24 protein-coding genes, 1 tRNA gene and 1 pseudogene are annotated in these 25,411 nt (G+C 65.6%); 11 read left to right on the top strand and 15 right to left on the bottom strand.

Going from position 1 to position 25,411, the window contains the following annotated elements:
* Positions 1-20: 20 nt before the first annotated feature.
* From hutC to AC5P7R_RS05950, 3 genes and pseudogenes are all read left to right on the top strand, one after another.
* Complete coding sequence (gene hutC / locus AC5P7R_RS05960; protein WP_111098178.1) at positions 21-749, top strand: histidine utilization transcriptional repressor HutC; 729 nt, start codon at positions 21-23, stop codon at positions 747-749.
* Positions 706-909, top strand: a pseudogene (locus tag AC5P7R_RS05955) (hypothetical protein); the annotation flags it as partial. The gene hutC and the pseudogene AC5P7R_RS05955, both read left to right, overlap by 44 nt.
* Positions 910-1,032: 123 nt before the next feature.
* Entirely contained in the window at positions 1,033-1,425 is a 393-nt protein-coding gene (locus tag AC5P7R_RS05950) for a type II toxin-antitoxin system HicB family antitoxin (RefSeq protein ID WP_111098177.1), read from the top strand.
* A gap of 146 nt (positions 1,426-1,571) precedes the next feature.
* Here AC5P7R_RS05950 and AC5P7R_RS05945 read toward each other — a convergent pair whose 3' ends face one another.
* The 3 genes from AC5P7R_RS05945 to AC5P7R_RS05935 all read right to left on the bottom strand — a co-directional run bounded on the left by AC5P7R_RS05945 (position 1,572) and on the right by AC5P7R_RS05935 (position 3,668).
* Positions 1,572-2,582, bottom strand: coding sequence for a restriction endonuclease (locus AC5P7R_RS05945; RefSeq protein WP_021202769.1), 1,011 nt, complete (start codon positions 2,580-2,582; stop codon positions 1,572-1,574).
* A gap of 238 nt (positions 2,583-2,820) precedes the next feature.
* A complete protein-coding gene (locus AC5P7R_RS05940) occupies positions 2,821-3,312 on the bottom strand; it encodes a phasin family protein (protein ID WP_478435914.1) in 492 nt (163 codons plus the stop codon).
* A gap of 80 nt (positions 3,313-3,392) precedes the next feature.
* Positions 3,393-3,668, bottom strand: coding sequence for a polyhydroxyalkanoic acid system family protein (locus AC5P7R_RS05935; protein ID WP_019660329.1), 276 nt, complete (start codon positions 3,666-3,668; stop codon positions 3,393-3,395).
* A 125-nt stretch (positions 3,669-3,793) separates the two neighbouring features.
* On the opposite strand from AC5P7R_RS05935, the gene AC5P7R_RS05930 reads away from it, so the two are divergent.
* The 4 genes from AC5P7R_RS05930 (at position 3,794) to aroA (ending at position 8,504) form a co-directional block, all read left to right on the top strand.
* Positions 3,794-4,600: an FHA domain-containing protein gene (locus AC5P7R_RS05930; protein WP_019660328.1), complete on the top strand. Its 807-nt coding sequence runs from the start codon at positions 3,794-3,796 to the stop codon at positions 4,598-4,600.
* Between the two features lie 181 nt (positions 4,601-4,781).
* Positions 4,782-5,867 (top strand): 3-phosphoserine/phosphohydroxythreonine transaminase, encoded by a 1,086-nt coding sequence (serC, locus tag AC5P7R_RS05925; RefSeq protein ID WP_227853576.1) that lies wholly within the window; start codon positions 4,782-4,784, stop codon positions 5,865-5,867.
* A gap of 51 nt (positions 5,868-5,918) precedes the next feature.
* Complete coding sequence (pheA, locus tag AC5P7R_RS05920; RefSeq protein WP_019660326.1) at positions 5,919-7,118, top strand: prephenate dehydratase; 1,200 nt, start codon at positions 5,919-5,921, stop codon at positions 7,116-7,118.
* A gap of 78 nt (positions 7,119-7,196) precedes the next feature.
* Positions 7,197-8,504, top strand: a complete 1,308-nt coding sequence (aroA, locus tag AC5P7R_RS05915) for a 3-phosphoshikimate 1-carboxyvinyltransferase (protein ID WP_134730826.1) — start codon at positions 7,197-7,199, stop codon at positions 8,502-8,504.
* Positions 8,505-8,677: 173 nt separating this feature from the next.
* On the opposite strand, the gene AC5P7R_RS05910 is transcribed toward aroA, so the two are convergent.
* Entirely contained in the window at positions 8,678-9,250 is a 573-nt protein-coding gene (locus AC5P7R_RS05910; protein WP_019660324.1) for an energy transducer TonB, read from the bottom strand.
* Between the two features lie 119 nt (positions 9,251-9,369).
* Positions 9,370-10,008 carry an energy transducer TonB gene (locus AC5P7R_RS05905; RefSeq protein WP_031269809.1) on the bottom strand — a complete coding sequence of 213 codons (639 nt, stop codon included), beginning with the start codon at positions 10,006-10,008 and terminating at the stop codon, positions 9,370-9,372.
* Positions 10,009-10,121: 113 nt separating this feature from the next.
* Between AC5P7R_RS05905 and serS the strand changes: the two genes are divergently transcribed.
* Positions 10,122-11,402: a serine--tRNA ligase gene (gene serS / locus AC5P7R_RS05900; RefSeq protein WP_478435913.1), complete on the top strand. Its 1,281-nt coding sequence runs from the start codon at positions 10,122-10,124 to the stop codon at positions 11,400-11,402.
* A gap of 147 nt (positions 11,403-11,549) precedes the next feature.
* Here the strand turns inward: serS and AC5P7R_RS05895 are convergent, their stop codons facing one another.
* Positions 11,550-11,906: an SH3 domain-containing protein gene (locus tag AC5P7R_RS05895; protein WP_478435912.1), complete on the bottom strand. Its 357-nt coding sequence runs from the start codon at positions 11,904-11,906 to the stop codon at positions 11,550-11,552.
* A gap of 136 nt (positions 11,907-12,042) precedes the next feature.
* Positions 12,043-12,630, bottom strand: a complete 588-nt coding sequence (locus tag AC5P7R_RS05890; RefSeq protein WP_111098172.1) for an FMN-dependent NADH-azoreductase — start codon at positions 12,628-12,630, stop codon at positions 12,043-12,045.
* A 127-nt stretch (positions 12,631-12,757) separates the two neighbouring features.
* On the opposite strand from AC5P7R_RS05890, the gene AC5P7R_RS05885 reads away from it, so the two are divergent.
* Positions 12,758-13,750: a LysR family transcriptional regulator gene (locus AC5P7R_RS05885; RefSeq protein WP_005410175.1), complete on the top strand. Its 993-nt coding sequence runs from the start codon at positions 12,758-12,760 to the stop codon at positions 13,748-13,750.
* A gap of 78 nt (positions 13,751-13,828) precedes the next feature.
* Here the strand turns inward: AC5P7R_RS05885 and AC5P7R_RS05880 are convergent, their stop codons facing one another.
* Positions 13,829-14,902 carry a DUF4241 domain-containing protein gene (locus tag AC5P7R_RS05880; protein ID WP_478435911.1) on the bottom strand — a complete coding sequence of 358 codons (1,074 nt, stop codon included), beginning with the start codon at positions 14,900-14,902 and terminating at the stop codon, positions 13,829-13,831.
* A 124-nt stretch (positions 14,903-15,026) separates the two neighbouring features.
* Here AC5P7R_RS05880 and AC5P7R_RS05875 point away from each other — a divergent pair.
* Positions 15,027-15,116 (top strand) — tRNA-Ser (locus AC5P7R_RS05875).
* 647 nt (positions 15,117-15,763) lie between these two features.
* Here AC5P7R_RS05875 and AC5P7R_RS05870 read toward each other — a convergent pair.
* From AC5P7R_RS05870 to acuI, 4 genes are all read right to left on the bottom strand, one after another.
* Positions 15,764-16,726: a hypothetical protein gene (locus AC5P7R_RS05870; protein ID WP_478435910.1), complete on the bottom strand. Its 963-nt coding sequence runs from the start codon at positions 16,724-16,726 to the stop codon at positions 15,764-15,766.
* Positions 16,727-16,979: 253 nt separating this feature from the next.
* Complete coding sequence (locus AC5P7R_RS05865; RefSeq protein ID WP_242015525.1) at positions 16,980-17,222, bottom strand: Arm DNA-binding domain-containing protein; 243 nt, start codon at positions 17,220-17,222, stop codon at positions 16,980-16,982.
* A gap of 210 nt (positions 17,223-17,432) precedes the next feature.
* Entirely contained in the window at positions 17,433-20,186 is a 2,754-nt protein-coding gene (locus AC5P7R_RS05860) for a UvrD-helicase domain-containing protein (RefSeq protein WP_495213787.1), read from the bottom strand.
* 150 nt (positions 20,187-20,336) lie between these two features.
* On the bottom strand, positions 20,337-21,326 hold the full coding sequence (gene acuI, locus AC5P7R_RS05855; RefSeq protein WP_478435907.1) for an acrylyl-CoA reductase (NADPH): 990 nt from the start codon (positions 21,324-21,326) through the stop codon (positions 20,337-20,339).
* Positions 21,327-21,427: 101 nt separating this feature from the next.
* Here acuI and AC5P7R_RS05850 point away from each other — a divergent pair, with 101 nt between their 5' ends.
* A complete protein-coding gene (locus tag AC5P7R_RS05850) occupies positions 21,428-21,781 on the top strand; it encodes a winged helix-turn-helix transcriptional regulator (protein WP_019660307.1) in 354 nt (117 codons plus the stop codon).
* Positions 21,782-21,914: 133 nt separating this feature from the next.
* Here AC5P7R_RS05850 and AC5P7R_RS05845 read toward each other — a convergent pair whose 3' ends face one another.
* The 3 genes from AC5P7R_RS05845 to AC5P7R_RS05835 all read right to left on the bottom strand — a co-directional run bounded on the left by AC5P7R_RS05845 (position 21,915) and on the right by AC5P7R_RS05835 (position 25,289).
* Positions 21,915-22,385: an outer membrane lipoprotein gene (locus tag AC5P7R_RS05845; protein WP_251101753.1), complete on the bottom strand. Its 471-nt coding sequence runs from the start codon at positions 22,383-22,385 to the stop codon at positions 21,915-21,917.
* Positions 22,382-22,948 (bottom strand): putative periplasmic lipoprotein, encoded by a 567-nt coding sequence (locus tag AC5P7R_RS05840; protein WP_019660305.1) that lies wholly within the window; start codon positions 22,946-22,948, stop codon positions 22,382-22,384. The genes AC5P7R_RS05845 and AC5P7R_RS05840 overlap by 4 nt, the downstream gene beginning before the upstream one ends.
* 199 nt (positions 22,949-23,147) lie before the next feature.
* Positions 23,148-25,289 (bottom strand): TonB-dependent receptor, encoded by a 2,142-nt coding sequence (locus AC5P7R_RS05835; protein WP_134730817.1) that lies wholly within the window; start codon positions 25,287-25,289, stop codon positions 23,148-23,150.
* Between the last annotated feature and the right edge of the window lie 122 nt (positions 25,290-25,411).

Here is a 25,411-nt window from a genome sequence, read left to right as displayed (position 1 = left end):
CGCTACCGAGACCCCATTACGTGAAGGCCAGCAAGTCCGCCACGCTCAACCAGCGTATCCGCAGCGATCTGGAAAGCCGCATCCTCAGTGGAGAGTGGGCGCCGGGCTTCCGGATTCCATACGAGCACGAGCTGATGGAGCAGTACGGCTGCTCGCGGATGACCGTGAACAAGGTGCTGACTGCACTGGCCGAGAGCGGCATGATCGAGCGCCGCCGTCGCGCCGGTTCATTCGTGGCGCGGCAGCCGCCGCACCTGGAACAGGTGGCGCTGGAGATTCCCGATATCGCGATGGAGGTGGGCTCGCGCGGCCATCAGTACGCCTATCGCCTGCTGCAACGGGAACTGCGCCTGGCCGATCCCGGCAATGCTGGTGAAGTCGAGCTGGCTGGGCAGGAGAACCTGCTGGCGATGCGTTGCCTGCACCTGGCCGATGGCCGTCCGCTGGCACTTGAGCATCGCCTGATCAGCCCCGTCGGCGTGCCCGAGGTGCTGGACGTCGATTTCAGTACCACCGCGCCGGGCAGCTGGCTGCTGCAGAACGTGTCGTGGACCCGCGCCCAGCACCGCATCAGTGCCTGGGGGGCAGATACCGCCACCGCCAGGCTGCTGGACGTGAAGCCCGGTACCGCCTGCCTGGTGATCGAACGCCTGACCTGGCGTGGCGAACAGCCGATCACCCGCGTGCGCCAGGTGTTCCTGGGGGATGCCTGGGACCTGGTCGCGCGCTTCGCGCCGGGCGCGCGATAGGGATTCCATCCACGCGTGGCTGGATCTACTGGGCCGGAACGACGTCGCCTCGAACTCTGTCGGGGCGTGTGTACGATGTGTATCGTCCTGCGTGAAGAGCAGGGACCTCATCCGGGATCTGGAAGCGGCAGGTTGGATCTGTCGCCGGATCCGCGGATCCCATCATGTATTCGTGCACCCGCAGCACCCTCACATCATCACCGTTCCTCACGCAAAGGAAGGATCCGGGGAAAGGGCTGGTGCAGGCGTTGCGGAAGCTCGCAGGACTGACGCAGGAGGGCCCATGCGATATCCAGTCTTGATCGAGGCAGGCGATGAGCGCACCGCGTGGGGTGTGGTCGTTCCAGATCTGCCGGGGTGCTTCTCGGCGGCCAACACGCTTGATGATGCGCTCAGCGCTGCCGAGGAAGCTGCACTCGCCTGGATTGATGCGGCCCTGGATGAGGGGCGCTCGATTCCGACACCTTCCGCGCCGCAGAAGATCGCCGCCGAGGCATCCAAGGACATCCGTTGGATTCTTGCGTACATCTGCATTGATCCGGCTCTGCTGGACGATACCATCGAGCGGGTCAATATCAGCCTGCCACGCCGGATCCTGGCGAGGCTGGATGCGCAGGCCAGAGCGGCGGGTGAATCGCGCTCCAGTTACATCGCCCATCTCGCAGCATTGGGCTGAGCTGGCGCCATGTGGCGCCGAGCCGATGCTCGGCTGCTGTTCGCGTGTGGCTCAACTCTGCAAAGGCATCCACGCGTGGCGTGGATCTACCAAGGGGTCGCGCATCGGGGTTCAGTAAAACCACGCCACGCGTGGATGCGGCCCCATCAGTACGTGGCGCATTGGCGCCAGCGCACCGGCTCATCCACGCCGGGGCGGGCGTTGAGCTGGATGCGCACGTTGCGCAGGGCGGGGTAGTGCAGCACTTCCTCGCAGACCTGCGGCCACACCGCGTCCAGCTCGCCCGTGCGGTTGATCGCCAGCGTCTGCCGGGTCAGCCAGACCCCGCTGGCGATACCGGGCTTGCCGGCCAAGGCGCGGGACAGATCGGCCTGGAAACGCTCCAGCGTGGCGGCATCCGGGTTGGGGTTGCTGCGCGCGTCGGCTGAGGGCGTGGCCGGTGCAGGCGCAGCGGCCGGCGGCGTGGTGGCGGGGGCCGGCGCCGGTTCGGGCGCCGCTTCAACCGCAGGCGCAACCGGCGCGGGGGTGTCCGCCACCTCGGCAACAGGCGGGGTGTCCTGCACATGCAAGCCTTGCAGGCTCAATCCCACCAGCAGGCCCAGCGTGACCGCGCCGAGCGCGGCAATGGCGATCCGGCGCAGGGCTTCATGGCGGGCGCTGGCGCGCACACGGGTTTCGATTTCTGCCGGCAGGTAGGGCTGCAGCAACGGCCACAGGCGCGGACCGTCCAGTACTTCTACCGCCTGCTTCTCGGCAGCGCTGCGCCCGTCGCGTTCCATCCGGCCTTCGGTCAGCAGCACGCCGCCCTTGGCGCCGGCCAGGCGCGCAGCAGCCCCCAGCTCGTTCACTGCGGCGGTGCCGATACGGTAGGCAAGGCCATGCTTGCAGGACACCAGCCACTGGTTGGGGCCGTCGCTGAGCAGGAAGTCGCTGCTCGGCTCGCGGGATTCCTCCGCCGGGTCATTCAGTTCACGCAGGCCGCGCTGTTCGCGCAGCATGCGCTTGACCAGTACCGAGAACTCGCGCCAGTGCATGCCGGCCAGGGCCTGCAGGCCGAGTTGCATCTCCTTCTGCCGCCGCTTGATCCACCACAGATAGACAACAGCCAGGGAACAGGTAAGCAGGGCCGACAGCAGGGCCAGGATCCAGGGGAGCATGCAGGAGTAGGGCGGAAGGGGCGAAAGCGGAGAACGACAGTGTAAAGGTCGCGGTACCTGGCCGGGTCAGGAGGTTCCTGACAGGAAGCGTGATGGAACGCCCAGTTCGGAATACAGCAGGCACGAAAAACCCGCCAATCCTGAAGCCGTGAGGGGAGGGAACAAACGGCAGCCGAAGCGATTGGCGGGTTGCTCGCGATTGTCAATCAAAGTTTATTGCATTGCAACAATGAGCCGGTCAGGGCAGGCCGCCTGGCGACTGATGGCTGCCCGGAGCAGGGGCGTCGGTACCCGACGCTGCCCGGTTTTCCAGCCTGGCCAGGCGCGCGTGCAGGGCATCGATGCGGGCTTCGAGCGCCGTCACTTCGTCGGCGGTGGGTACATGCAACCGCTTGAGCACGCCCTGCACCTGGTCATCAAAGGCCTTCTCGACCTTGTTCCAGGTGCCCGAGGCCTTCTCGCGGGCTTCGTCCAGCGAGCTCTCGACGTTATCACGCCAGCCCGGGCCCTGTTCGCTGCTGCGCTCACGGCGGCGGGCTTCCCAGGCTTCGCCTTCCTTCACCAGGCCGTCAAAGAAGCGGCTGCCTTCGGCCTGTGCACGGCCGAGAGCGCCAAGACCGGCCAGCCACACCTGCTGCGCCGAGTCACTCAGCCTGCGCGAAAAGCGCTCGGCCTGGTCACCGAAAGAGGCGTCGTCGTTGCGGCGGTCGTCGTTCTCGTAGTGGTTCATCGCAGTTCCCGTGGGAGTTGGGCCTGCCCCGAGAGTAGCGCGCCGTGGCGTTGCACGGCCGTGATGGCCGCAGCCGGGGTTCAGCCCAGCTTTTCCTTCAGAACGCGCTGTATCTCGCCTTCGACCATGCCCTTCATCGCCGACAGCAGGAAGCCCAGCTTGGCCGTCACGCGCACGGCGCCTGGCTGCAGTTCGATCGCGCCGTCCACGCCGCTGCCGGAGAAGTTCAGTACATCGGCGGTCCACGACGACTTCAGGCCGAAGCGCTCGGACAGCTTGGCGGCGACCTGCTCGATCGCGGCGCGCGCCTGCGCGTCGGGCAGGCCGTGGGCGTGGCGGACATCGATGGTGGACATGCAGGCTCCTGGCGCAGGGCGGGGATGATCAATGAGGGCGAGCATTGTGCGCATCGAGGGCCTCCGCGCCAAGCACTCATCCTGGGTTCTTCTTCGTTGGCGACCAACCTGCTAGGCTGCGCCGCGTGCAGAACCTGCTTGTTCACTTCAGCCAACAACAACAGCCCGACCAGCCGCTGCGGCCCGGGGTGCAACGCATCGTGCGCCAGGCCAACGGCAGTGTGCGGCTCGGCGATGCCGGCCATGGTGCCCTGTTGCTGGCGCAGTTCTGCCTGGATGATCGCGGCCTGTGGCTGCAGGTCGGCAACGGGATCCGCGGCATTCATGTGAACGGTCGACCGGTGCGGCGCATGGCGCTGCTGCGTGCGGGCGATGCGGTGTATGTGGACGGCGTGGAGATGGTCCTGCAAGGTGAAGTCGAGAGCCTGCTGCAGGCGCCTGCGCCGAAGAACGAGGAAGGCAGCGACGAGCAGCAGCGGCTGTTGCGCGGAGTTGGCGGCCTGCACCACGGCCGCAGCTTCACCCTGTCGCGGGCCCGCCTGATTGGCCGCGGCGGCGACGCTGACATCGCTATTGACGATCCGGCCTTCGCCGAACGACACGCCCGCGTGGAAGTGCATGGTGATCGCGTGCTGCTGCGCGATCTGGGCAGTGCCGACGGCACCTGCGTCAATGGCGTGGCCGTGCGCCATTGCTGGCTGCAGGCCGGCGACCAGGTGGTGTTTGATGGCCAGCACCGGTTTGTGCTGGAAGTGCCGCATGACCCGCGCCGGCGCCCGCTGCCGGATGAAGACGAGTCCAGCCAGGACGCCGAGCAGGCGCCGGTGCTGCCGGCCGTGCCGCGCAAGGTCCGGCGCTGGCCGTGGCTGCTGGTCAGTGCGCTGCTGCTGGCCGCGCTGCTCAGCCTGCTGCTCTGGTTCGGCGCGCGCTGACGGTAGTGCCGGCCGCTGGCCGGCAACCGCCGCCCCTGAATCCGTGAGGTGGCCGGCCAGCGGCCGGCACTACCCGGTCGCGTTGCCGATGGATTCCAATGAAACCAAATTTCCCTTGCGCCACAAGGCCGCAAGGCTGGTGCACTGCGGCATACTAGGGGTCTTGCCCCACAGGTGTGACATGACGCGCGCGTTCAACTTCAGTGCCGGCCCTGCAACCTTGCCGGAATCGGTCCTGCGCCAGGCGCAGGCGGAAATGCTGGACTGGCACGGGTCCGGTGCTTCGATCGTGGAAATGAGCCATCGCGGCGCGGAATTCATGTCCGTGGCCGCCGAGGCCGAAGCCGATCTGCGTCGCCTGCTCGACATCCCCGACGACTATGCGGTGCTGTTCCTGTCCGGTGGCGCCACCACCCAGCAGGCGCTGATCCCGCTCAATTTCGCCGCCCCGGGCCAGCGTGCCGACTACGTGGTCAGTGGCCACTGGGGCAAGACCGCGGTCAAGCAGGCCGGTGTCTACGTCGACGTCAACATCGCCGCCAGCAGCGAGGCCAACGGCTACCGCACGCTGCCGGCGCGTGCCGACTGGCAGCTGTCGCCCGATGCCGCCTACGTGCACATCACCGCCAACGAGACCATCCACGGCGTCGAGTTCCGTGATGCTCCCGATACCGGCAACGTTCCGCTGATCGCCGACTTCAGCTCGTCCATCGCCAGCGAACCGCTGGATGTGCGCCGCTATGGCGTGATCTACGCCGGCGCGCAGAAGAACCTCGGCCCGGTCGGCATCGCGGTGATGATCATCCGTCGCGACCTGCTCGAGCGCAGTGGCCAGCCACGTGCGGACATCTTCGATTACCGCTCGCACGTCGCCCGCGATTCAATGCTCAACACCCCGCCGACCTGGAACTGGTACCTGGCCGGGCTGGTGTTCAAGTGGATGCTGGCCGAAGGCGGCGTGGCCGAATTCGCCAAGCGCAATGCCGCCAAGGCCGCGCTGGTGTACAGAGCCATCGACGGCTCCGGCGGCTTCTACCGCAATGAAGTTGCACATGCGGTCCGTTCGCGGATGAACATCCCGTTCTTCCTGCCCAACGCCGATCTCGATGCCCGCTTCGTGGCCGAGGCCAAGGCGGCCGGCCTGCTGGCGCTGAAGGGCCACAAGGTCGTCGGTGGCATCCGTGCCTCGCTGTACAACGCCATGCCGCTGGCCGGGGCCGAGGCGCTGGTCGCCTTCATGGCCGATTTCCAGCAGCGTCACGGCTGAGCAATGAACGGCGCGCACCGTCGGGTGCGGGCCCCGCAACAAGGAATTCCGATGGCAAGCAGCAAATCCAGCAAGAAGGCGCCGAAGAAGGCCGAACCGGCCAAGGACAGCGCGCCCGCCAAGGCGAAGGGCAAGGCCAAGGCCGCCTCGAACCCGGCACCCACCCTGGCGCCGCTGGCGCTGGCCGATGTGCGCTCGAAGATCGACCAGATCGACCGCGACATCCAGAGCCTGATCGCCGAGCGCGCGCGCTTCGCCCATCAGGTCGGCAAGGCCAAGGGCAAGCTCGCCGCCGCCGTCGACTACTACCGCCCCGAGCGCGAAGCGCAGGTGCTGCGCATGGTGGTAGATCGCAACGAAGGCCCGCTCAGCGATGAGCTGCTGGTGCACGTCTACCGCGAGATCATGTCGGCCTGCCTGGCCCAGCAGGAGCCGCTGAAAATCGGTTACCTCGGCCCGGAAGGTACCTTCAGCCAGCAGGCCGTGCTCAAGCACTTCGGCCGCTCCGCGCTGGGCCTGCCGATGGCCAGCATCGAGGAAGTGTTCCAGGAAGTGGAAGCGGGCAACGCCGATTTCGGCGTGGTGCCGGTGGAGAACTCGGGGCAGGGCACCATCCAGATCACCCTGGACATGTTCCTGACATCCAACCTGAAGATCTGCGGCGAAGTGGAACTGCGCGTGCAGCAGTACCTGATGTCGCGCAGCGGCCGCATCGAGGACATCGAGCGCATCTATGCACATCCGCAGTCGTTCATGCAGACCTCGGCGTGGCTGCGCGCCAACCTGCCGAAGGCCGAGAAGATTCCGGTGTCGAGCAACGCCGAGGGTGCGCGCCGTGCGCGCAACGCCGACGACGCGGCGGCCATCGGCGGCGAGAGTGCCGGCCACGTGTACGGCCTGAAGAAGGTGGTCACCAAGCCGATCCAGAACGATGCCGACAACACCACCCGCTTCCTGGTGGTGGGCCGCAACATCTTCCCGACCTCCGGCCACGACCGCACCTCGGTGCTGGTGTTCATCCATGACAAGCCCGGTGCGCTGTTCGACGTGCTCAGCCCGTTCGCCCGCCACGGCATCAGCATGAACCGCATCGAGTCGCGGCCGTCGCACCATGGCAAGTGGGAGTACGGCTTCTTCATCGACCTGGCCGGCCACATCGACGACGCGCCGATGCAGGCGGCGCTGGCCGAACTTGAAGCGCACTCGGCGCAGATCAAGGTGCTGGGCTCCTATCCTGTGGCCGTGCCCTGAGTGCTGCTGGGGCGGCCCCGGCCGCCACCCCCTGATGCATCGCCGGCGGGCTGCCGGCGTTTACGGAATTCTCGAACGATGAGCAACGCGCAACACTGGATCGCCCGCAAGGGCCAGCCCCTGCAGGGCAGCCTGACCATTCCCGGCGACAAGTCGGTCTCGCATCGCTCGGTGATGTTCGCCGCGCTGGCCGATGGCACCTCGCATATCGAGGGCTTCCTGGAAGGCGAGGACACCCGCGCGACCGCGCGCATCTTCAGCCAGCTGGGGGTGCGCATCGAAACGCCCAGCCCGTCGCAGCGCATCGTGCACGGCGTCGGCATCGACGGCCTGAAAGCGCCGGATGCACCGCTGGACTGCGGCAATGCCGGCACCGGCATGCGCCTGCTGGCCGGGTTGCTGGCGGGCCAGGCGTTCGACTGCACGCTGATCGGCGATGAGTCGCTGTCGGGCCGACCGATGCGCCGCGTCACCGGCCCGCTGTCGCAGATGGGCGCGAAGATCGACACCCAGGATGACGGCACGCCGCCGCTGCACGTGCATGGCGGCCAGACGCTGCATGGCATCGACTTCGCCTCGCCGGTGGCCAGCGCGCAGATCAAGTCGGCGGTGTTGCTGGCAGGCCTGTACGCACAGGGCGAAACCAGCGTCGTCGAACCGCATCCGACCCGTGACTACACCGAGCGCATGCTGTCGGCGTTCGGCGTGGACATCGAATTTTCACCGGGCAAGGCCCGCCTGCGTGGCGGCCAGCGCCTGCGCGCCACGGACATCGTGGTGCCGGCCGACTTCTCGTCCGCGGCGTTCTACCTGGTGGCCGCCAGCATCATTCCTGGTTCACAGCTGCGCCTGAAGCAGGTCGGCCTGAACCCGCGCCGCACTGGCCTGCTGCACGCGCTGCGCCTGATGGGGGCGGACATCACCGAAGAGAATCCGGCCGAGCAGGGCGGTGAGCCGGTGGCGGACCTGGTGGTGCGCTACGCGCCGCTCAAGGGCGCGCGCATTCCGGAAGCGTTGGTGCCGGACATGATCGACGAGTTCCCGGCGCTGTTCGTGGCCGCCGCCGCCGCAGAAGGCCAGACCGTGGTGAGCGGTGCGGCCGAGCTGCGGGTGAAGGAATCCGACCGCCTTGCTGCGATGGCCACAGGCCTGCGCGCGCTGGGCATGCAGGTGGACGAAACCGAAGACGGCGCCACCCTGCACGGCGGTGTGCGCCTGGGCAGCGGCACCATCGAAAGCCACGGTGACCACCGCATCGCCATGGCATTCGCCATTGCCGGCCAGATCAGCGATGGCGAAGTGCGGATCAACGATATCGCCAACGTCGCCACGTCCTTCCCGGACTTCGATGGTCTGGCCCGCAGCGCCGGGTTCAACCTGGCCTGATCGGCATCGCGAGCACCGGGCCATGCCCGGCGGATCGCATTGCCCGGCAGGTGCCAATCTTGGTTGGCACGCTCACATCTCCCGGTAGGTGCCAACCTTGGTTGGCACGCTTTCCGCATAAAAGGACGGAGGCCGAAGCCTCCGTCTAAACATCACGAACCCCTCGTCCGCGATCAACGCTGCTCGGTACGGAAATCCACCGGGACCCGCACCACGCTGGCTACTGCGCGGCCATCCTGCACCGCGGGTTGGAACTTCCAGTTCTGCACGGTGCTGAGCACCGCACGATCCAGATCACGACTGCGCTCGCCGCTGCGCGAGACGATCGCAGCGTTGGCGACATTGCCGCGGGTATCCACATTCAGGCTGGCGATCACGCTGCCCTGCACGCCGCTACGCAGCGCGGCGGCGGGGTAGGTGGGCATGCGGTTGCTGGCCAGCGGGCGGGCTTCACGATTGCGCACTACCGGCGCGGCCTTCCGCGAAGCAGTAGCCGGGGTTGCCTGGCGCGCGGCAGGCGTCGCTGCGTCCGTCACCGCCGCCTGCTCGGGGGCCGGCAGCATGCGCTCGCCGACCGGCGCAGGTGCCACCTCTTCCTGGCTGGAATGACGCAGCCAGAGCAGGGCGGCAGCAAACATCGCCACGATCAGTGCGATCCACATCCAGGGCGACGCGTTCTTGTGCTGTACGCTTGAGTCCCGCTGCAACCGCGGCGAATGAAGGTCTTCGTGGGTGGTAACAGCCATCTCAAACTCCTTCCGTCAATGGACGACATGGGCAGTGTTGCCCGAGCCACAGACGGAAAGTGTCAGCGTTGCGTCAACATCACCGGCAGGGTTCAGCTTGCCTGCTGGGGAGCGTTCAGTTACTGCGTCTTGAAGTCGAACGGCACTTCAATGCTGCCAGGCACGGCCTGGCCGTTGCTCTGGGCCGGAGTGAATCGCCAACGGCGCACGGCGTCGGTCGCGGCACGGTCGAGGTCGCGTGAACCGCTGCGCTGGATCACCGTGGCGTTGTTCGGATAGCCGGTGGCGTCTACATCCACGCGTACCACCACGGTGCCGGTTTCACCGGCGCGCAGGGCGGCGGCGGGATAGGACGGTGGCGGCGACTGACCGGCAATCGGCATCGGCTGGCTGTTGCCGGTGGCCGCCGGCGCAGGGCCCGGTGCGGCCGGGGCTGCTTCAGCGATCGGGGCGGGCGGTGGCGGGGCGGTTTCGACCAGCTTCGGCGCTTCTTCCTCGACCGGGGCCGGCTTGGCATCGGGCATGTCGCTGGAACCGGCCGCAGCGGCCAACGGTTCCGGGAGGGGCTCGACCTGGGCGGTTTCCTGCGGGGTCTGCGCGGCCGGGTCGGCGCGGAAGAACTCCTTGTCGCGGCCGGTCAGCCAGACCAGCACGAACAGCAGTACGCCCACGCCGAAGGCGATGCCGGCGATCTTCAGCGCGTTGCGCGGGATATGCACAGTGAAGGACTTGGCGGACGACGAGCGGGGTGCAGACATGGACCGGACCAGTACGGAATGGCTCGATTCTGCCACGGCGGGAATGAACCGGGCGGCAGAAATCCGTATAACAAGCGATAATCCCGTTCCTGATACCCACCACGACACCTGCCATGCTTGATCCAGCCCTGCTCCGCCACCAGCCCGCCGACCTCGCTGAACGCCTGCGCACCAGCCGCGGCTTCGAGCTCGACGTGTCTGCCCTGGAGGCCCTGGAGGCTGATCGCAAGCGCATCCAGGTACGTACCCAGGAACTGCAGAGCCTGCGCAACAGCCGTTCCAAGGCCATCGGCCAGGCCAAGGCCAAGGGCGAGGACGTTTCGGCCATCATGGCCGAGGTTGCTGCCTTCGCCGACGAGTTGAAGGCCTCGGAAGTGGCGCTGGACGAACTGCGCGAGAAGATCGAAGCGATCTCGATGGGCATTCCGAACCTGCCGGCCGATGACGTGCCGGCCGGTGCCGATGAGAGCGACAACGTCGAGCAGGCGCGCTGGGGAACCCCGCGCCAGTTCGATTTCAAGGTGCTCGACCACGTCGAACTGGGCGCCCGCAACGGCTGGCTGGACGGCGAGACTGCGGCCAAGCTGTCCGGCTCGCGCTTCACCGTGCTGCGCGGCCCGATCGCGCGCCTGCACCGTGCGCTGGCCCAGTTCATGGTCGACCTGCATACCGGCGAGCACGGTTATGAGGAAACCAACGTGCCGCTGCTGGTCAACGCCGATTCGCTGCGCGGCACCAGCCAGCTGCCGAAGTTCGAGGACGACCTGTTCAAGACCGCCGTGGGCGATTCCACGCGCTACCTGATCCCGACCTCGGAAGTGCCGCTGACCAACATCGTGCGCGACGAGATCGTCGATGCCGAGCGCCTGCCGTTGCGCATGACCGCCCACTCGATGTGCTTCCGTGCCGAGGCCGGCAGCGGCGGGCGCGACGTGCGCGGCATGATCCGCCAGCACCAGTTCGAGAAGGTCGAGCTGGTCTCGATCTGTCGCCCGGAAGAGAGCGATGCCGAACACCAGCGCATGACCCGCTGCGCTGAAGTGGTGCTGGAAAAGCTGCGCCTGCCGTACCGCAAGGTGCTGCTGTGCACCGGCGACATGGGCTTCTCTGCCATCAAGACCTACGACCTGGAAGTCTGGCTGCCGTCGCAGGAAACCTACCGCGAGATTTCCTCGTGCTCGAACTGTGGTGATTTCCAGGCCCGCCGCATGCAGGCGCGCTGGCGCAACCCGGCCACCGGCAAGCCGGAGCTGGCGCACACGCTGAATGGCTCGGGCGTGGCCGTCGGCCGCGCGATGATCGCGGTGATGGAGAACTACCAGAACGCCGATGGCAGCATCACCGTGCCGGAAGCCCTGCGCCCGTACATGGGCGGACTGGAAACCATTGGCTGACAGCCAGCGCTCCGCGCTGCCGCCCGAGCATAGGCTCGGGCGCTACAGATGCAGGTGGAGCCGAGCCTATGCTCGGCTGCTCTTGCCCCTCGCGGGCCGCATTGATTATCGGCGCTTCGCGCCGCCGCCCGAGCATAGGCTCGGGCGCTACCGGGTTTCTGCTGCCCTCAGCTTCTCCAGCGGCACCCATCCCGGTTCGCCGGTCTCCGGCACGCACCATGCCCATCCATTGAGCGTGCGCATTCCTCGCAGCAGCTGCCCCGGATCCACATCCAACTCCCGCGCGCAGTAATCCTCCGTGGCATAGGCGTCACCCTGCGCATTGCGACCGATCACCGGCGCCGGCACGAAACCGGGCTGCTGCCCCTTGGCCTCGCACAGGAACCAGTCGTCCCAGCCCTCCGGGCCTTCATAACGTTCGCCCACCACCAGCGCCTGGCCACGGCGCAGGGTGATCGGGTGCGGAAATTCGCTGCGGTGCGCAGCCGTCACGGTGTAGTCCATGGCCCCAGCCTAACGCGCCCACAAAAAAACGGCCCCGCAAAGCGGGGCCGCCAGGGTGGGCCGGGATGGGGGAGGGGATCCCGGCCCGCGTTCAGCGCCCAGACGAGGAGAGAGGGGCGCCGAACGCTGGGACGCGTTATGCAGCTACGGCTTCGGCCGCTTCGTGCGACGGCAGCGCCGCCAGCGCACCGGCAATGGCGTCTTCACGGTGCTGCGGCGAGTAGGCGATGCCCTCGGCGCGCACGAACTCGACCTCGTTGATGCCCATGAAGGCGAACACCTGGCGCAGGAACGGCTCCTGGAAGTCGGCCGGCGAGTCGGTGTAGATGCCGCCGCGGCTGCTGGCGATGATCACCCGCTTGCCACCGGCCAGGCCCACCGGGCCGTTCTCGGTGTACTTGAAGGTGCGGCCGGCCACGGCCACGCGGTCGATCCAGGCCTTCAGCGTGGACGGAATGCTGAAGTTGTACATCGGCGCGCCGATCACCACGATGTCGGCCTCCAGGAACTGCTGCATCACCTGTTCAGCATCGGTCGCTTCAGCGGCGTCGGTCCTGGCCAGCGAGCTGCTGCGCAGATGCGGTACCGGATTGGCGTCAAGATCGCGATAATCGACCTGCAGGCCGTCGATCTGGCTGGCGAGGCGGGCGACCACGGCGGCCGACAGCTGGCGCGAGACGGAGTTGTCGCCAAGCACGCTGGCGTCGAGATGCAGAAGCTTCATGGCAGTCACCTATGTTCTGGGAGGAAGGGGCGGGGTGGCCCCGCCGACAGAGAGAACGATAGGTTGTTGCAAAGGCGGAATAAAGGTGGTTGAATGCCACGTATTGTTCTAGATATGGAACTCGGGTATGCATGACCTGAATGACCTGTACTACTTCGCGATGGTGGTCGACCACGGTGGATTCGCCGCCGCCGAGCGCGCACTGGGTATTCCCAAGTCGCGCCTGAGCCGCCGCATCAGCCAGCTGGAAACCGACCTGGGCGTACGCCTGCTGCAGCGCTCCACCCGCCGTTTCGCGGTCACCGATGTCGGCACCAGCGTCCATCGCCATGCGCAGACGATGCTGGCCGAGGCCCAGGCCGCCCGCGAAGTGGTGGACCGCCTCAGCGCGGAGCCGCGCGGCGTGGTGCGCGCCAGCGTGCCGGTGTCACTGGCGCAGATGCAGCTGCCCAAGCTGCTGCCCAAGTTCCTTGAGCAGTACCCGAAGGTGCGGCTGCAGCTGAACATCAGCAACCGCCGCGTGGACATCATCAACGAAGGCTACGACGTGGCCCTGCGCGTGCGTTCGCGCCTGGACGACGACGGCAGCCTGGTGATGCGCAGCTTCGGCCAGGTGCAGGAACTGCTGGTGGCCAGCCCGAAATACCTGGACCGCGCCGGCCGCCCCAAGGACCCGGAAGAGCTGACTCAGCACGTCACCCTCAGCATCAGTGAAGACGAAGCCCGCCAGCGCTGGGAACTGCATGGCCCGGAAGGCGAAGTGCGCCGGGTCGACCTGCAGCCGCGCGTGGCCGGTTTCGACTTCCCGTTGCTGCAGAGCATGGTGAAGGACGGTTTCGGCATCACCATGCTGCCGGAGACCGTGTGCGCCGACGCGGTGCGTAACGGCGAACTGGAAGTGGTGCTGCCGGACTGGTCGCTGCCGCAGGGCGTGTGCCATGCCGTGTTCGCCTCGCGTCGCGGCCTGCTGCCGGCAGTGCGCGTGTTCATCGACTTCCTGGCCGAGCACCTGCCGCCGCAGCTGGAGGCCTCGCGCCTGGATTGCGGTGGCGCCTGTGAAAAGGCCAAGGAGCGGATCAAGGCCAGTGCGCTGGGCGCGTTGGCAGTGGATGCGGGCTGAGGCACCTGCCCGCAACTGCACCGCCAATCTGTGAAACGGTAGCGCCGGGCCATGCCCGGCGTTGCTGTTTTCCGACGATCAGTTCCGGCCGAACAGCCGGTCCCAGAAGCTGCGGCGTCGCGCTGCGGCCGGTGGCGGTTCGGCCGCAACGACGGGCGCTTCCAGCACCGCCATCAGTTCCGCGCTGCGCGGCTTCTTCAGGAAGCGCGCATAGTCCAGATAGCCGGTCACCTTGCTCATGTGAAGGCGTTCGGGCATTGCCGGCAATGCGCCGCCCTGCAACAGCACCCGCAATGCCTGCGGGCGGTCCAGGCGGATCGCCTCGTACAGGGCGGTGCCGCCGCAGCCCGGTTCGATCTGGTTGGCGCGCTGCGGCGCATCCTTCAGCAGGTCCTGCAATGCCTCCGCGTCGTCTCCTTCTACCGCAGCCACCAGCCGCGCCAGCGCCTCGGCTTCCGCAGGGGGCAGGTTGTCGCGATAGGCCTGGTCGGCAATCTCGCGCTCGTCGCGCCCATCGCCGCCCTGGATGCACAGGAAATCGGTGATCAGGGCGACCGGAATGCCGGACGTATCCAGCCCCCAGTAGCTGGGATAGACACCGTCGCCCCAGCCGCTGGTGAAGACCACCAGGCCGTGCGGCGAGTCCTCGCCCCAGGGGCGGTACTCGGCGCCTTCGTCCAGGCCATCGTGGTCGATCAGTGCATCCGACCATTCATTCTCTTCGTCGCCATCGGCCTGTTCGATCAGGGCCAGCAGTGCCTGCTGGGTATCGGTATCCATGAAGCAGCCGATGCCGGCGTCGACCGGGTAGCCGATGAAGCTGTCCTCATCCAGGCCGGTCAGGTCCTGGGTGGTCCAGCGCGCCATCTGCCAGTGCAGGGCGGTCGCGGTAAGAGCTTCGCGGGGCTTGAACCAGACCACGGCCAAGGCCGGGCGGCCGCTGTGCACGATGATTTCGACCGGGTGCCGGCCCAGCGGGGCGGTGTAGTCGGCCAGCGCTGGTGCTTCGGCCTGGACAAGCGGATCGCAGACCACCAGATGCCCGCTGCTGACCGGCAGATGGCCGGCGAAGGTGCGGTGCAGGGCCACAGCGGCCAGCTGGGTGTCGTCCAGCAGGGTGGTGCGCAGGTTGGCCAGGTCGAGGTGGGCCATGGGGGCTCCGAGTGCGGTGAAGGCCCCCACCGTGCCGGATGCGGAGGGCAGGGGCAAGGTGGTCTTGGGCAAATGGCCTTCACGTGCGAGAATATGCCGCTGCCCGGGCGACCGGGACCCGATTGGAGAGATGGCCGAGCGGTTTAAGGCACCGGTCTTGAAAACCGGCGAAGGGTCAAACCTTCCGTGGGTTCGAATCCCACTCTCTCCGCCAGTCTTTGCAAAAAGCTCCTAGAAATAGGGGCTTTTTCGTTTCTACAGCCCTCGCTACCCGCCCGCTTACCCATCCACCTGCAAAGGTCGATTCTGTGCGATCTGCTGCCGAACCCAGCCTTGCACCTCGGCGGCCAGCACCTAGGCATCATGGGCGTAACTACTACCCCGTTCGGGGCGGCAGTGGGCGCCTATATGCAGGTGCCGGCTGGTCGGCGCTACGCCGTGATCTTGTCTCGTTCCTGTCAGAGGATCGAGCGCGGTGTGGGGTTCCGGTTGACCGGGCCCCAGGGGGATGGAGCGGGCGCACGCGGGGGCGGGACGCTTCTACTATGCCGGCGCGACTGCCCTGATTCCGCGATCCGACAACGCCACGCAGTTCAGTGCATCCGGCCACTTCGTGCTGATCGACGTGACCGGCCATTGAATTTCGTACAGGCAGCGTCCAGGAGGTTATGTCGTGCTTCGGTTGACCGCTATGCCACGGGTTGGAGCAGATCCTCACGGTTGTTCCGCGGCCTGTTCACCGCCCGGGTGACCCGATAGGCCTCCATCGCCGGCGACTCGCTGGCCAGTTGCATGCGCAATGCATCGCGCGGGCTTGAGGCGCGTGGGAGGCCCGGGCTGCTGAGCGCCGCTCCAGTGGATCTATAGCCCTTGAAGAATGTAGTTGTTGAAATCGCTAGGCGGAGCTACGTCGACGTCAGCGCACGTGGAAGTGCGGGTCATTGGCCACTGTAGAGCGAAATAAATTGCTCTGCTCATTCTACTAGCTGCAGAAGAAATGTCCGATGCAGAAGTTGCGTCATTGTAATAGGACTCACCTATGATGATTCCCTGCGGCCAACTGATGGCATTGAGGCTGGCATCAATTGCCTTTAGCTGATTCTTTTCATTGCCATAGAGGTGGAAATCAAGCACATATGGTGGAAGAGGGCCATATAGTTCAGGGAGGAATGCGATTCGATCGGCGCTGTTTGTTGGTATTGAGAAGCCGATCGTCTCTGCGCGGCCAAAAATATAAGTGAAGTTGGCCCACATTTTTTTTGTGTACTCTCGCCACAGGTAAGGGGCAGATGATGGCGGAGAACCCTCGTTCATTAAATCGACAAGAAATTTAATCTTTGATTCCCGCATGTAGGGCATCAAGTTGGCAATCAGATTCCAGTTCTCTTGAAAATATTCTTCGTGGGACGAATTCCACGTGGCGCCCGCCCACGATCCTGGTCCGTTGTCTAGCTGAGGGAAAAAAGCAACCACGACTTCTATGAATCCTGCGTTCTTGGCAGAAATCATCAGGTCTCGCAGGTTCTCCCGTTGTTGCAGAGGAAGGTTCCCGCCGTTAGAGGGGATGACAGTTCCCGTATTCGCATTCCGTGCGTGGAATACGCCAATACGCAATCGCTGCTGCCCACCCGACGCCATCTGCTTCAGTTGCGCATCGACCTCGTTCCGGAAGAGGTGATAATTGGAGAGCACGCCGTACGGCTCCCTTTGGCAACCTTCAATGTGGAGCCAATTGTAGTTTGATCCTCCGCGATAAGGTTGGGCATTCGTTGTGGGGTGGAAAGCCATTAGGAGAATGGCCAGCATAGCAATACGGATCATCATGTCGTCCTTCTTCCAAGGATCACCGAGCACTCAACATATTGCTTCCGCAAGTGCTAGAGACCCACAGTGCATGCATCGATGCGGATATTGAAATTGGGCTTAGCCTAGTTCTGCTAGAACTCTACCATGCGATTTGAGTGAGGGCGTCCGCCATCTTGAAAGCACAGGCTGATGGCGTAGTGAGTGACCGAAGCTTCGTGCCCGATACCAAATCTTTCTCTTGGTCATTGCGGGAATTGTGATTTCGCCGGATTCAGGGCAGGCAGCTCAACCCGCATGCGCGTCCTGCCGCCTCCCGCGCCCCGGCCAATCCGATCACGTGCAGCGGGCCCAAGCCCATTTCCGGGCGCTTCCCCTCAAATCGATACCTGAATACCCAGCTCTTTGCGCCAGACGCGGTCACCTGCAGGTACAGGCCGCCACCGTCCGGGTGGTAGCCTGGCCCGGCGATCGCCGCCACTCGTCTCGCCGTCAGGCGATTGATCTTCAATCCCATTTCCTACCCATCCATGTACCCGCCCAGTAAACGCTGCATCCCGCGAAGGCGTACGAACCAGACCGGATAGCGAAACGTAGCTGGCGCAGGGCCTGAGACTGGTTTCACGAAGGCGTACGAAAGCTAGGGAACCCTAGATTCAGACACTCTCTCCGCCAGGATTCCACAAGGCCCCTGGCGACAGGGGCCTTCTTGTTTTCTCAAGCTTCTCTACCCGCGACGCCCATCCTTCGGCTTGTTGTGGCACAACGGATAGCTGGAGCACGACCGGAACGCCCCATGCGGCCCATTGCGGTCCACGAACACGCCCACCCTGCACGCTGGGCAGCGCTCTTCCGAAATGGCCGCACCTGAAACCGCGGTCACTTCCACTGCTCCGTCCTTTACCAGCTCATCCAGGAATGGCGAGTGCTTGCCCTGCAGGGTGAACATCGCAACCGAGCGCCGCGCACGCGTCAGCGCGACATAGAACAACCGCCGTTCTTCGCTCAGTGGATAGGTATCCCCGTCCGGCATTGCCAGCGAAAGCACCGGGTCATCCGCGCGCAGGCTCGGGAAGCTGCGGTTGATCATGCCCAGCAGGATCACGTATTCCGCCTCGCGCCCCTTCGATCGATGGGCGGTCAGGAACTCGACCTCCATCGTGCTGCCAAAGGCCGTCTTCCAATCCAAAGGCATCGCGCTGCGGTCCGCGCGATACCGCCCTAGAATGAATACAGTCACGCGCCCGTTGCGGCCCTGCGGCACTGCACCTGACAACAGTTGCTGGTGCAGCTTCGAAAGGTACTGGCGAACGCCATCCTGCACCTCCTCACGCCGGTTCATCTGGAACGCCTGCAGCACCGGGCCGACTGCCGGCGCAGCAGAGCGGACCTTCTTGGCCATCTGCGCGGGGTTGCGGCTGATGAAGCGGCTGGAAACATCACACAGTGCCTGCGGGCAGCGGAACGTCTGCTCCAGTTTCAGCACCTGGCCATGCCCCATCCACTCGCGGAAACCGGTCATCACCGAAACGTCGGCGCCAGCGAAGCGATTGATCGACTGCCAGTCATCGCCCACCGCAAACAGATAGCGGCCCGGTTGGCTGACCAGCGCACGGCAGAGACGCGCACGGGCGCGCGAAGCGTCCTGGAATTCGTCGGCCATCACCAGTTCGTAGGGTGATTCATAGTGGCCCTGTTCCAGCAGACCGGCGGCCATGTTGAGCATGTCTTCGAAATCAATGCTGCGCTCGTCAGCCAGTGCATCGTCCCAGGCCTGGAAAACCGGCCCGGCGATCTCCAGGAAGCGCCGGTAGCGTTCCTTGAACTGATCCTCAGGCATCTGCCGCAGGCGCGCTGCCATATCCTCCAGCGTCAGGCAGTTGCTCTTGGCGTGCGCAATGAAGGTCCGCATCAAGCCGATCAGGTCGGCATCGGGCATCGGCCTGGCACCTTGGTCACGCAGCTCGCGATCCGGGTTCGGGTCGAGTTCGACACCAGACGCACCCAGCCGCTCGGCCAGATCCTGCAGGGCCTGTCCACTGCGCAGGCCGAACGACGTCGTTTCGACCACTGCGGTGCCGCGTGCCGCATGCTGCGGCCGCTTCCAGTGCATCCCTTCGTTGTAGTTGGGAAAGTGCTTCGGCGGCTGGCCATCGGCATCCAGCGCAAAGTGCTCGTGACAGAGCCGGGCGTCCGGATAGTAGAAGTCCGGGCGATACTGGCGATGGGTATCCGTCGCGGTATCGAACTCGTAGCGCCGCTCGTAGTCATACGCCACGCCGTTGTAGAACAGCCAGTTGGCGATCACGCACTCTTCCAGGCTCTTTACCCGCTCGCCCTGCAGTGTGCGGATGTAGGGCGTGCCATCGCGGTCGTAGCCATCGGCCTCCATTTCCGCGCCGAATGGCGGCAGGTCGCGCCCGAACACCAGGCGGAACATGTCCCACTGGGTGCGGAAGTGGGTCGAGCGATCCTTCAGGTCGTCCACCAGGTCGGCCAGCTTGTTGAAGCCCAGCGCCGCGTCAATGGCCCATTCCGGGATACCGGGCTTGCGCCCCGTGGCCTTGGCGATGATGGACAGGCCCAGGGCGTGAAAGGTCCGGGCCTCCACTACGGTGTCGCCCATGCCGAGCCGGCTGAAGCATCGCTGTGCGCGCTCCTGCAGCTCCTGGGCGGCATCCTTGTTGAAGGCGAGCATTACGATCCGTTCGGGTTCGACAAAGCCGCGATCAATGGCATACGCGGCCTTGGCGACCATCGTGGAGGTCTTCCCGGAGCCGGCCGCGGCCACGACCTGCACGCGGTTGTCGAAGCAGATGACGGCGCGAGCCTGCTCCTCGGTCAGCGGCCTGCTCTCGACCCGGTCCAGGAAGGGCTTGGCCAGACCCAGTTCGCGGGTCGCCATTGCCTCATTGGCGTCCGCCCACACGGCGGGCCAATCCAGCTGCCAGTCGTGCAGTGCGTCCAGCGCCATGCGGTGGCCGGGCGCGTGCAGATCGTCGTGCAGCTCCTCGTCGAGGAACAGCTGCTCCAGCTCGGCTGGCGGGAGGGGCAGGGTGGGGCGGTCGGCCAGCAGCGCCTGCTGCTGTTCGTGCGTGATCCAGCGGCGGCCGGTGGTGCCTCGGTCGGCAAGCGCATCTGCCTCGGCCAGCCACGCCTGGATCTGCGCCAGAACGTGCTCAAACAGTGCCTTGCGCCCCCGCCTGGAGCGCGCGAAAAGCACGTGCTGCACGGCAGCGGCAAGCCGGGAGCCCTGGCTGTTGGGCAGCCCATCCACGGACAGTGCCTCACCGCGCTCGGTCGTCAGTTCGACCCTGGACCAGAGCACGCCGCGAACGACCCGCACGCTGTGTTCGTTCGCTACATGCTGGCGGTACTGCCTGCCGTCGATCAAAAGCGCGACCTGTTCGCCATCCAGCCGCAACTGCCAGTCCGGCGAGCGGGTCACACGCTGGCCCCAGCGCGAGGGGCGCCATTCCATAGACATCCAGATACTGCCTTGCGTACGTCACCGGGCGTAAAGCGCCCTTGCCGACCCATGATAAGGCGGCTTGGCATGGCACGCTGCGTTTCCGGTCACTCGCACACGCGCGCCAGCGATGGCATTGCACCCTCGCCAGCGCGACAGGCGTCAGGCGTTCACATCCACGACGATGCGGCCGCGCACCTTGCCGGGGATGATCTGCTCATAGACATCCAGCACCTCTGCCAGGCCGATCTGCTGCACGGTGCTTTCCAGCTTCCGCGGATCCAGGTCGGTCGCGAGCCGATCCCAGGCGCGCTGGCGAACCTCTTGTGGCGCATTCACCGAATCGATGCCAGCAAGGGTCACATTGCGCAGGATGAAGGGCAGCACCGAGCCGTGCAGCGCATCGCTCTGGGCCAGGCCACAGGCGGCCACGGCACCGCGGTACTTCGTTTCGGCGATGGCATTGACCAGCGTCGTGCCGCCGGCCACATCCACCACGCCGGCCCAGCGCTCGGCACTCACCGGCCGCTCGCGCGGCTCCGAAAGCTGCGCACGATCGATGATCTCGGCCGCACCCAGGTTGTGCAGATAGTCGGCGTGCTCCGGTCGCCCGGTGGCGGCCACCACGCGGTAGCCCAGCTTCGAGAGGATCGCCACCGCGATCGAGCCGACGCCGCCGTTGGCGCCGGTGACCAGCACATCGCCCTGTGCAGGCGCCACCCCGGCATGTTCCAGGGCCAGCACGCACAGCATCGCGGTGTAGCCAGCGGTGCCGATGGCCATGGCGTCGCGGGTTGTCAGGTTGTCGGGAATCCGGTTGAGCCACTCGCCCCGCACGCGCGCGCGCTGGGCCAGGCCGCCGTGGTGGCCCATGCTCAGGTCCCAGCCATTGAGCACGACGCGATCGCCTGGCTTGAAGTTGGCCCTGCTGGATTCCAGCACTACGCCTGCCAGATCGATGCCGGGAATGAGCGAAAACGTCCGGATGATCGGACTCTTGCCGGTGAGGGCAAGCGCATCCTTGTAGTTGAGCGTGGAGTACTCGACCTGTACCAGGACGTCGCCGTCCATCAGGTCGGCCTCGTCGAAATCGACCAGCTCGGTCGAGAGCTGGTTGTTCGTCTTGCGGGTCAGCAGTGCTTTGAACGTCATGGATGGCCTCACATTCACGGGATGGGGCCATGCTAGGCTCGCGCCTCTATCGCAACAAGAACGACGATTTTCCGTAGGTACTATGGTTTTCCGGAGTATGCATGCGTAGCAAACGGTGGGACGGCAAGAGTGGTTGCGCGGTGGAAGTCACGCTGTCGGTCATCGGTGGCGTGTGGAAGCCGATCATTCTGTTTCACCTGATGACCGGCAAGCGGCGTTTCATGGAGCTGACCCGGCGGGTGCCCAATGCCACCCAGTCCATGCTCACCAGCCAGCTGCGTGAACTGGAAGCAGATGGCGTTGTGATCCGCCACGTGTACCCGGAAGTGCCGCCGAAGGTGGAATACGAGCTGTCCGAGTTCGGCCGCACGCTGGTGCCGGTGCTGCTGGCCATGCGCGAGTGGGGAGAAACCTATCGCGGCCATGGAAGTACGGAAGGCGATTGCCAGGGTTGAAGACACTTCCGGTTCCACTGCGGCGGCGCATTCCGGCCGGATGCGCTCGCGCTTACACGCAATACGGATGGGTTGAATGACACCACCCGTAGCGGCTGGAGCGATGCCCCTGGCAGGAGGGGCACCACGGGTACTACGGAGCAGCTTTCGGTTGACGCGGATCGGCAATGATCCGCGAGGGGGATCCATACAGCACCAAGACCCGCGTGCCGGTGCTGAACACCGGGTCCGGGCCCTGCACAACGGTCATCAGATTGCCGTTCTCCGTCTGCACCACGTACTCCAGGCCCTTGGCCTGGGAGAGTGCGCGTTCAGAGGCCGCACCGGCAATCGCGCCTGCCACCAGGCCGCCAATGGCGCCGATGGCCGCTGCCTGGTCGCTGCCGCCGATGGTGGAGCCGGCCACCCCGCCAGCCGCAGCGCCGGCAACGGCTCCGCCTCCCTGCGAACCGTCGATACTGACCGCGCGAACGCTGATGACCGTACCGCCCACCGTGCGGTTGACCTGTCCCACCGAGCCGATGGAGTAACTGTCGGTGCGCACGTTGGGTGCGCAGGCCGTCAGCATTGCCGCCACCGAAGCGGTCAGCAACGGGCGTCTCACGGCGCTTCCTGCTTGTTGGGGAACATCGGCTTGGTGATGTCCACGGTCTCCAGCGCCTGCAGGAACTGGGCGATGTTGTTCTGCGCCGAGCGGCTGATGGATTCGCGAGCGCGAATGACACCGGCAAATGCATAGTTGAACGGCACCTCGCCGGAAGCGCTGACGTCCTGGGTGTAGACGATGCTGCCGGTGGCACGATCGATCAGCTCATAACGGGCGATCGTCTTTGTGGTCATCGATGCCCCGAAACTGGGAATGTCAATGGCCAGGATCTTCACCGACAGGCTCAGCTTCACCGGTGCATCGTCGCGGAACACCGCCATCTTGTTCAGTGCTTCGGTCAGCGCGTTCTGCCACATCTGCGGCACTTCGTGCTGGGCCTGCGCCGGGATCTTGCCTTTGGCCTCGTCCGGGCGTGCCAGTGTGACCGTCAGCGACTTCAGCTCACCGTCGATCTTCTTGCTGCTGACCCCGACGTTCGGCACCGAGAAATTGAGCGGCGGATTGGTGGTGCAGCCCACCAGCGACACAGCGAGGATCGCTGCGAACAGAAACTTCTTCATCCATTTTCCCCTGTGGTTACGCTGAAACATCCATGGTGTGTCTCGTGCTCGTCCGCAACGTCCGTGCTGCACCGCGTGCTTTGCCGCCGGCGACCTGCTGGTGTGGCTGAACGCGCGAAAGCATACCTGAATCGGGGGCGCATGCGCGGCCCGCCCCGCGGCTCGCCTGAATTCCTAAAAGGGGGACCGGAGGAATGGCTCAGAAGCGGTAGGCCGCCTGCACATACACCCGTCGCGGCTCGCCCGGGAAATGCCCGTTGCGCTCGATGAAGCCGCTGGCCGCGTACACCTTGTCGAACAGGTTCTTGACGTTGGCCTGGAACTGCCACTGCTTCCACGTGGTCTTCCAGCTCATGTCGAACGCCGTATAAGCCTTGACCGTCTGCCCATCCAGGCTGACACGCTGGCCCACATGGTCGGCGCCGAAGCCAATGGCCGAATTGATCGACGGCAGGTCGTAGCGCGTCCACAGGCCGAGCTTGTTGCGTGGCGCATTCGCGAAGCGGTCTCCGGAGGCATTGGTGATGCCGTTCGGGCCGGCATCCTTCACCCGTGCGTCGTTGTAGGCGTAGGTCAGGTTCACCACCCAGCGCTCGGTCACGTCGGCCAGCAGGTCCAGTTCCATGCCCGTGCTGCGTACCAGGCCCAGCGCGGCCAGCTGGTTCACGCCGTCCCGCACTTCGCCGGTGGCCTGCACGATCTTGCTGCGGTCGATGCGGTAGGCCGCCATGTTCAGGGTCACACGGTCGGCCAGCAGGGATTTCAGGCCGATTTCCCATTGCCTGCTGCGCTCAGCGTCGAAGGGCCCACCGGCTGCCGGATTCTGGTTGGCGGCACTCTGCGGCACGAAGCCGCTGGCGATGTTGGCATACAGGTTCACGCCGTCCCGGACGGTAAAGGTACTGCCCAGCCGCCAGCTGAGGTCGTTGCCATCCACGCTGCCACCAGTGATGCGATCGTCGTCCTGGAAACCATCCCAACGCAGTCCGGCCAGCACATGCCAGCGCGTGCCCAGTGCCAGCTCATCCTGCAGATAGCCACCGTAACGCTTGCTGCGGGTGGCGGTGCTGCGCCAGGGCAGGGCGACCAGGTTGTAGTCGTGCCAGGTGCTGGCGCCATAGACCGGGTTGAACAGATCGATGCCGCGCACCGGACCGGCGCCGCGTGCCAGGTCGGCACTGTTGGCGGTCTGCGCGGTGAAGTCGGCGTCGAGCTGGTAGACGTCGGCGCCGAACAGCACCTTGTGTTCGATACGGCCGGTGTTGATCCGCCATACGGCATTGCCGCTGGCGGTGAACGCCTCGTTGTCGCGGATCTGGTTGCGCAGCTGGCGCGTCATCCACTCGGCCACGCCATCGCGGTCACGGTCGATCAGCCCCATCGGTTCGTGGTACATCTGGTGCTCGTTGTTGCTGAACCAGCGCGCAGCAATATCCACGTCCAGCGTATCGAGCGGTGCGAAGCGATACTGCGCCAGCGCCACCCTGGCGCGCATGTCGAGGAAATCACTGGCCTCGTTGTGGTTCCATCGCCGGTCGGTCAGGAAGGTGCCGGCATCGTTCACTGGGACGCCCCGGAGCCGGTTGCCGCCCAGGTTCTGGGTGATGTCGGTGAACTGCAGCACCAGCTCGCCGGTCTGGCCAACGTCGAAGGCCAGTGATGCATCGCCGATCACGCTTTCGCTGTCGGCGTTCCAGCGCACGCCCTGCTCGCTGTCGGCATACAGGCCGGCGCGATAGCGGATGCTCCCGCTGGCATTCAGCGGGCCGGTGCCTTCTATCGATCCGGCGCGGAAGTCCTTGTCGCCTGCCTGCAGTTCGATGCGGCGTTCGGCGGTGGCCTTGGGCTTGCGCGTCACGTAGTTGATGACACCGCCCGCATCACCACCGCCGTACAGCGCACCGGCCGGGCCCTTCAGCACTTCCACGCGTTCGATGTTGAACAGTTGCGGCACCGAGAAGCCTGCATAGGGATCGCCGCGCAGGCCGTCGTAGAGCACGTTTTCCTGGCGGAACCCGCGCAGGGTGACGCCGGCATAGCTGAAGAAGCTGATGCCGCTGATGCTGCGATACAGGTCGGTGACCTGACGCGCGGCCTGGTCGTCGATCAGCTCGCGCGGCACGACCTGGATCGACTGCGGTACCTGCTCCAGAGGCGTGTCAGTGCGGGTGCCGACAGCGGCATCGTTGGCGCGGTACAGGGTCTGCGCGCGGCCGCGGACTTCCACTTTGTCCAGATCCTTCGGGGCATCAGCGGAGGCCTCGGAGGCCAGTGCAGGCGTCGCCAGGGAAAGGGACAGCGCCGCGCAGAGCGCGTTCTTCAGAAGGGCGGGAAGGGGCATGAGGGAGTCAGGATGGGCTGCAAATGAGAAAGATTAGCATTTGCAAAGGTTCGTGGCCCATCCCCCCTGGTGCGCTGTGGAGACGCAGGCTCGGGTGGGTGTACGGTGTGCCCGGCAAAGCC

Source organism: Stenotrophomonas sp. YJH_SMC_27, assembly GCF_059369815.1.
The sequence above is the reverse complement of the archived record's forward strand: the minus strand, read 5'-3'. Positions and strand labels throughout refer to the sequence as shown.

Bases quoted from the DNA above. Each gene is read 5' to 3' on its own strand.
- AC5P7R_RS05950 (WP_111098177.1), top strand. From the start codon at position 1,033: ATGCGATATCCAGTCTTGATCGAGGCAGGCGATGAGCGCACCGCGTGG.
- AC5P7R_RS05945 (WP_021202769.1), bottom strand. From the start codon at position 2,582: ATGCTCCCCTGGATCCTGGCCCTGCTGTCGGCCCTGCTTACCTGTTCC.
- AC5P7R_RS05940 (WP_478435914.1), bottom strand. From the start codon at position 3,312: ATGAACCACTACGAGAACGACGACCGCCGCAACGACGACGCCTCTTTC.
- AC5P7R_RS05935 (WP_019660329.1), bottom strand. From the start codon at position 3,668: ATGTCCACCATCGATGTCCGCCACGCCCACGGCCTGCCCGACGCGCAG.
- serC (WP_227853576.1), top strand. From the start codon at position 4,782: ATGACGCGCGCGTTCAACTTCAGTGCCGGCCCTGCAACCTTGCCGGAA.
- pheA (WP_019660326.1), top strand. From the start codon at position 5,919: ATGGCAAGCAGCAAATCCAGCAAGAAGGCGCCGAAGAAGGCCGAACCG.
- aroA (WP_134730826.1), top strand. From the start codon at position 7,197: ATGAGCAACGCGCAACACTGGATCGCCCGCAAGGGCCAGCCCCTGCAG.
- AC5P7R_RS05910 (WP_019660324.1), bottom strand. From the start codon at position 9,250: ATGGCTGTTACCACCCACGAAGACCTTCATTCGCCGCGGTTGCAGCGG.
- AC5P7R_RS05905 (WP_031269809.1), bottom strand. From the start codon at position 10,008: ATGTCTGCACCCCGCTCGTCGTCCGCCAAGTCCTTCACTGTGCATATC.
- serS (WP_478435913.1), top strand. From the start codon at position 10,122: ATGCTTGATCCAGCCCTGCTCCGCCACCAGCCCGCCGACCTCGCTGAA.
- AC5P7R_RS05895 (WP_478435912.1), bottom strand. From the start codon at position 11,906: ATGGACTACACCGTGACGGCTGCGCACCGCAGCGAATTTCCGCACCCG.
- AC5P7R_RS05890 (WP_111098172.1), bottom strand. From the start codon at position 12,630: ATGAAGCTTCTGCATCTCGACGCCAGCGTGCTTGGCGACAACTCCGTC.
- AC5P7R_RS05885 (WP_005410175.1), top strand. From the start codon at position 12,758: ATGCATGACCTGAATGACCTGTACTACTTCGCGATGGTGGTCGACCAC.
- AC5P7R_RS05880 (WP_478435911.1), bottom strand. From the start codon at position 14,902: ATGGCCCACCTCGACCTGGCCAACCTGCGCACCACCCTGCTGGACGAC.
- AC5P7R_RS05870 (WP_478435910.1), bottom strand. From the start codon at position 16,726: ATGATGATCCGTATTGCTATGCTGGCCATTCTCCTAATGGCTTTCCAC.
- AC5P7R_RS05865 (WP_242015525.1), bottom strand. From the start codon at position 17,222: ATGGGATTGAAGATCAATCGCCTGACGGCGAGACGAGTGGCGGCGATC.
- AC5P7R_RS05860 (WP_495213787.1), bottom strand. From the start codon at position 20,186: ATGGAATGGCGCCCCTCGCGCTGGGGCCAGCGTGTGACCCGCTCGCCG.
- acuI (WP_478435907.1), bottom strand. From the start codon at position 21,326: ATGACGTTCAAAGCACTGCTGACCCGCAAGACGAACAACCAGCTCTCG.
- AC5P7R_RS05850 (WP_019660307.1), top strand. From the start codon at position 21,428: ATGCGTAGCAAACGGTGGGACGGCAAGAGTGGTTGCGCGGTGGAAGTC.
- AC5P7R_RS05840 (WP_019660305.1), bottom strand. From the start codon at position 22,948: ATGAAGAAGTTTCTGTTCGCAGCGATCCTCGCTGTGTCGCTGGTGGGC.
- AC5P7R_RS05835 (WP_134730817.1), bottom strand. From the start codon at position 25,289: ATGCCCCTTCCCGCCCTTCTGAAGAACGCGCTCTGCGCGGCGCTGTCC.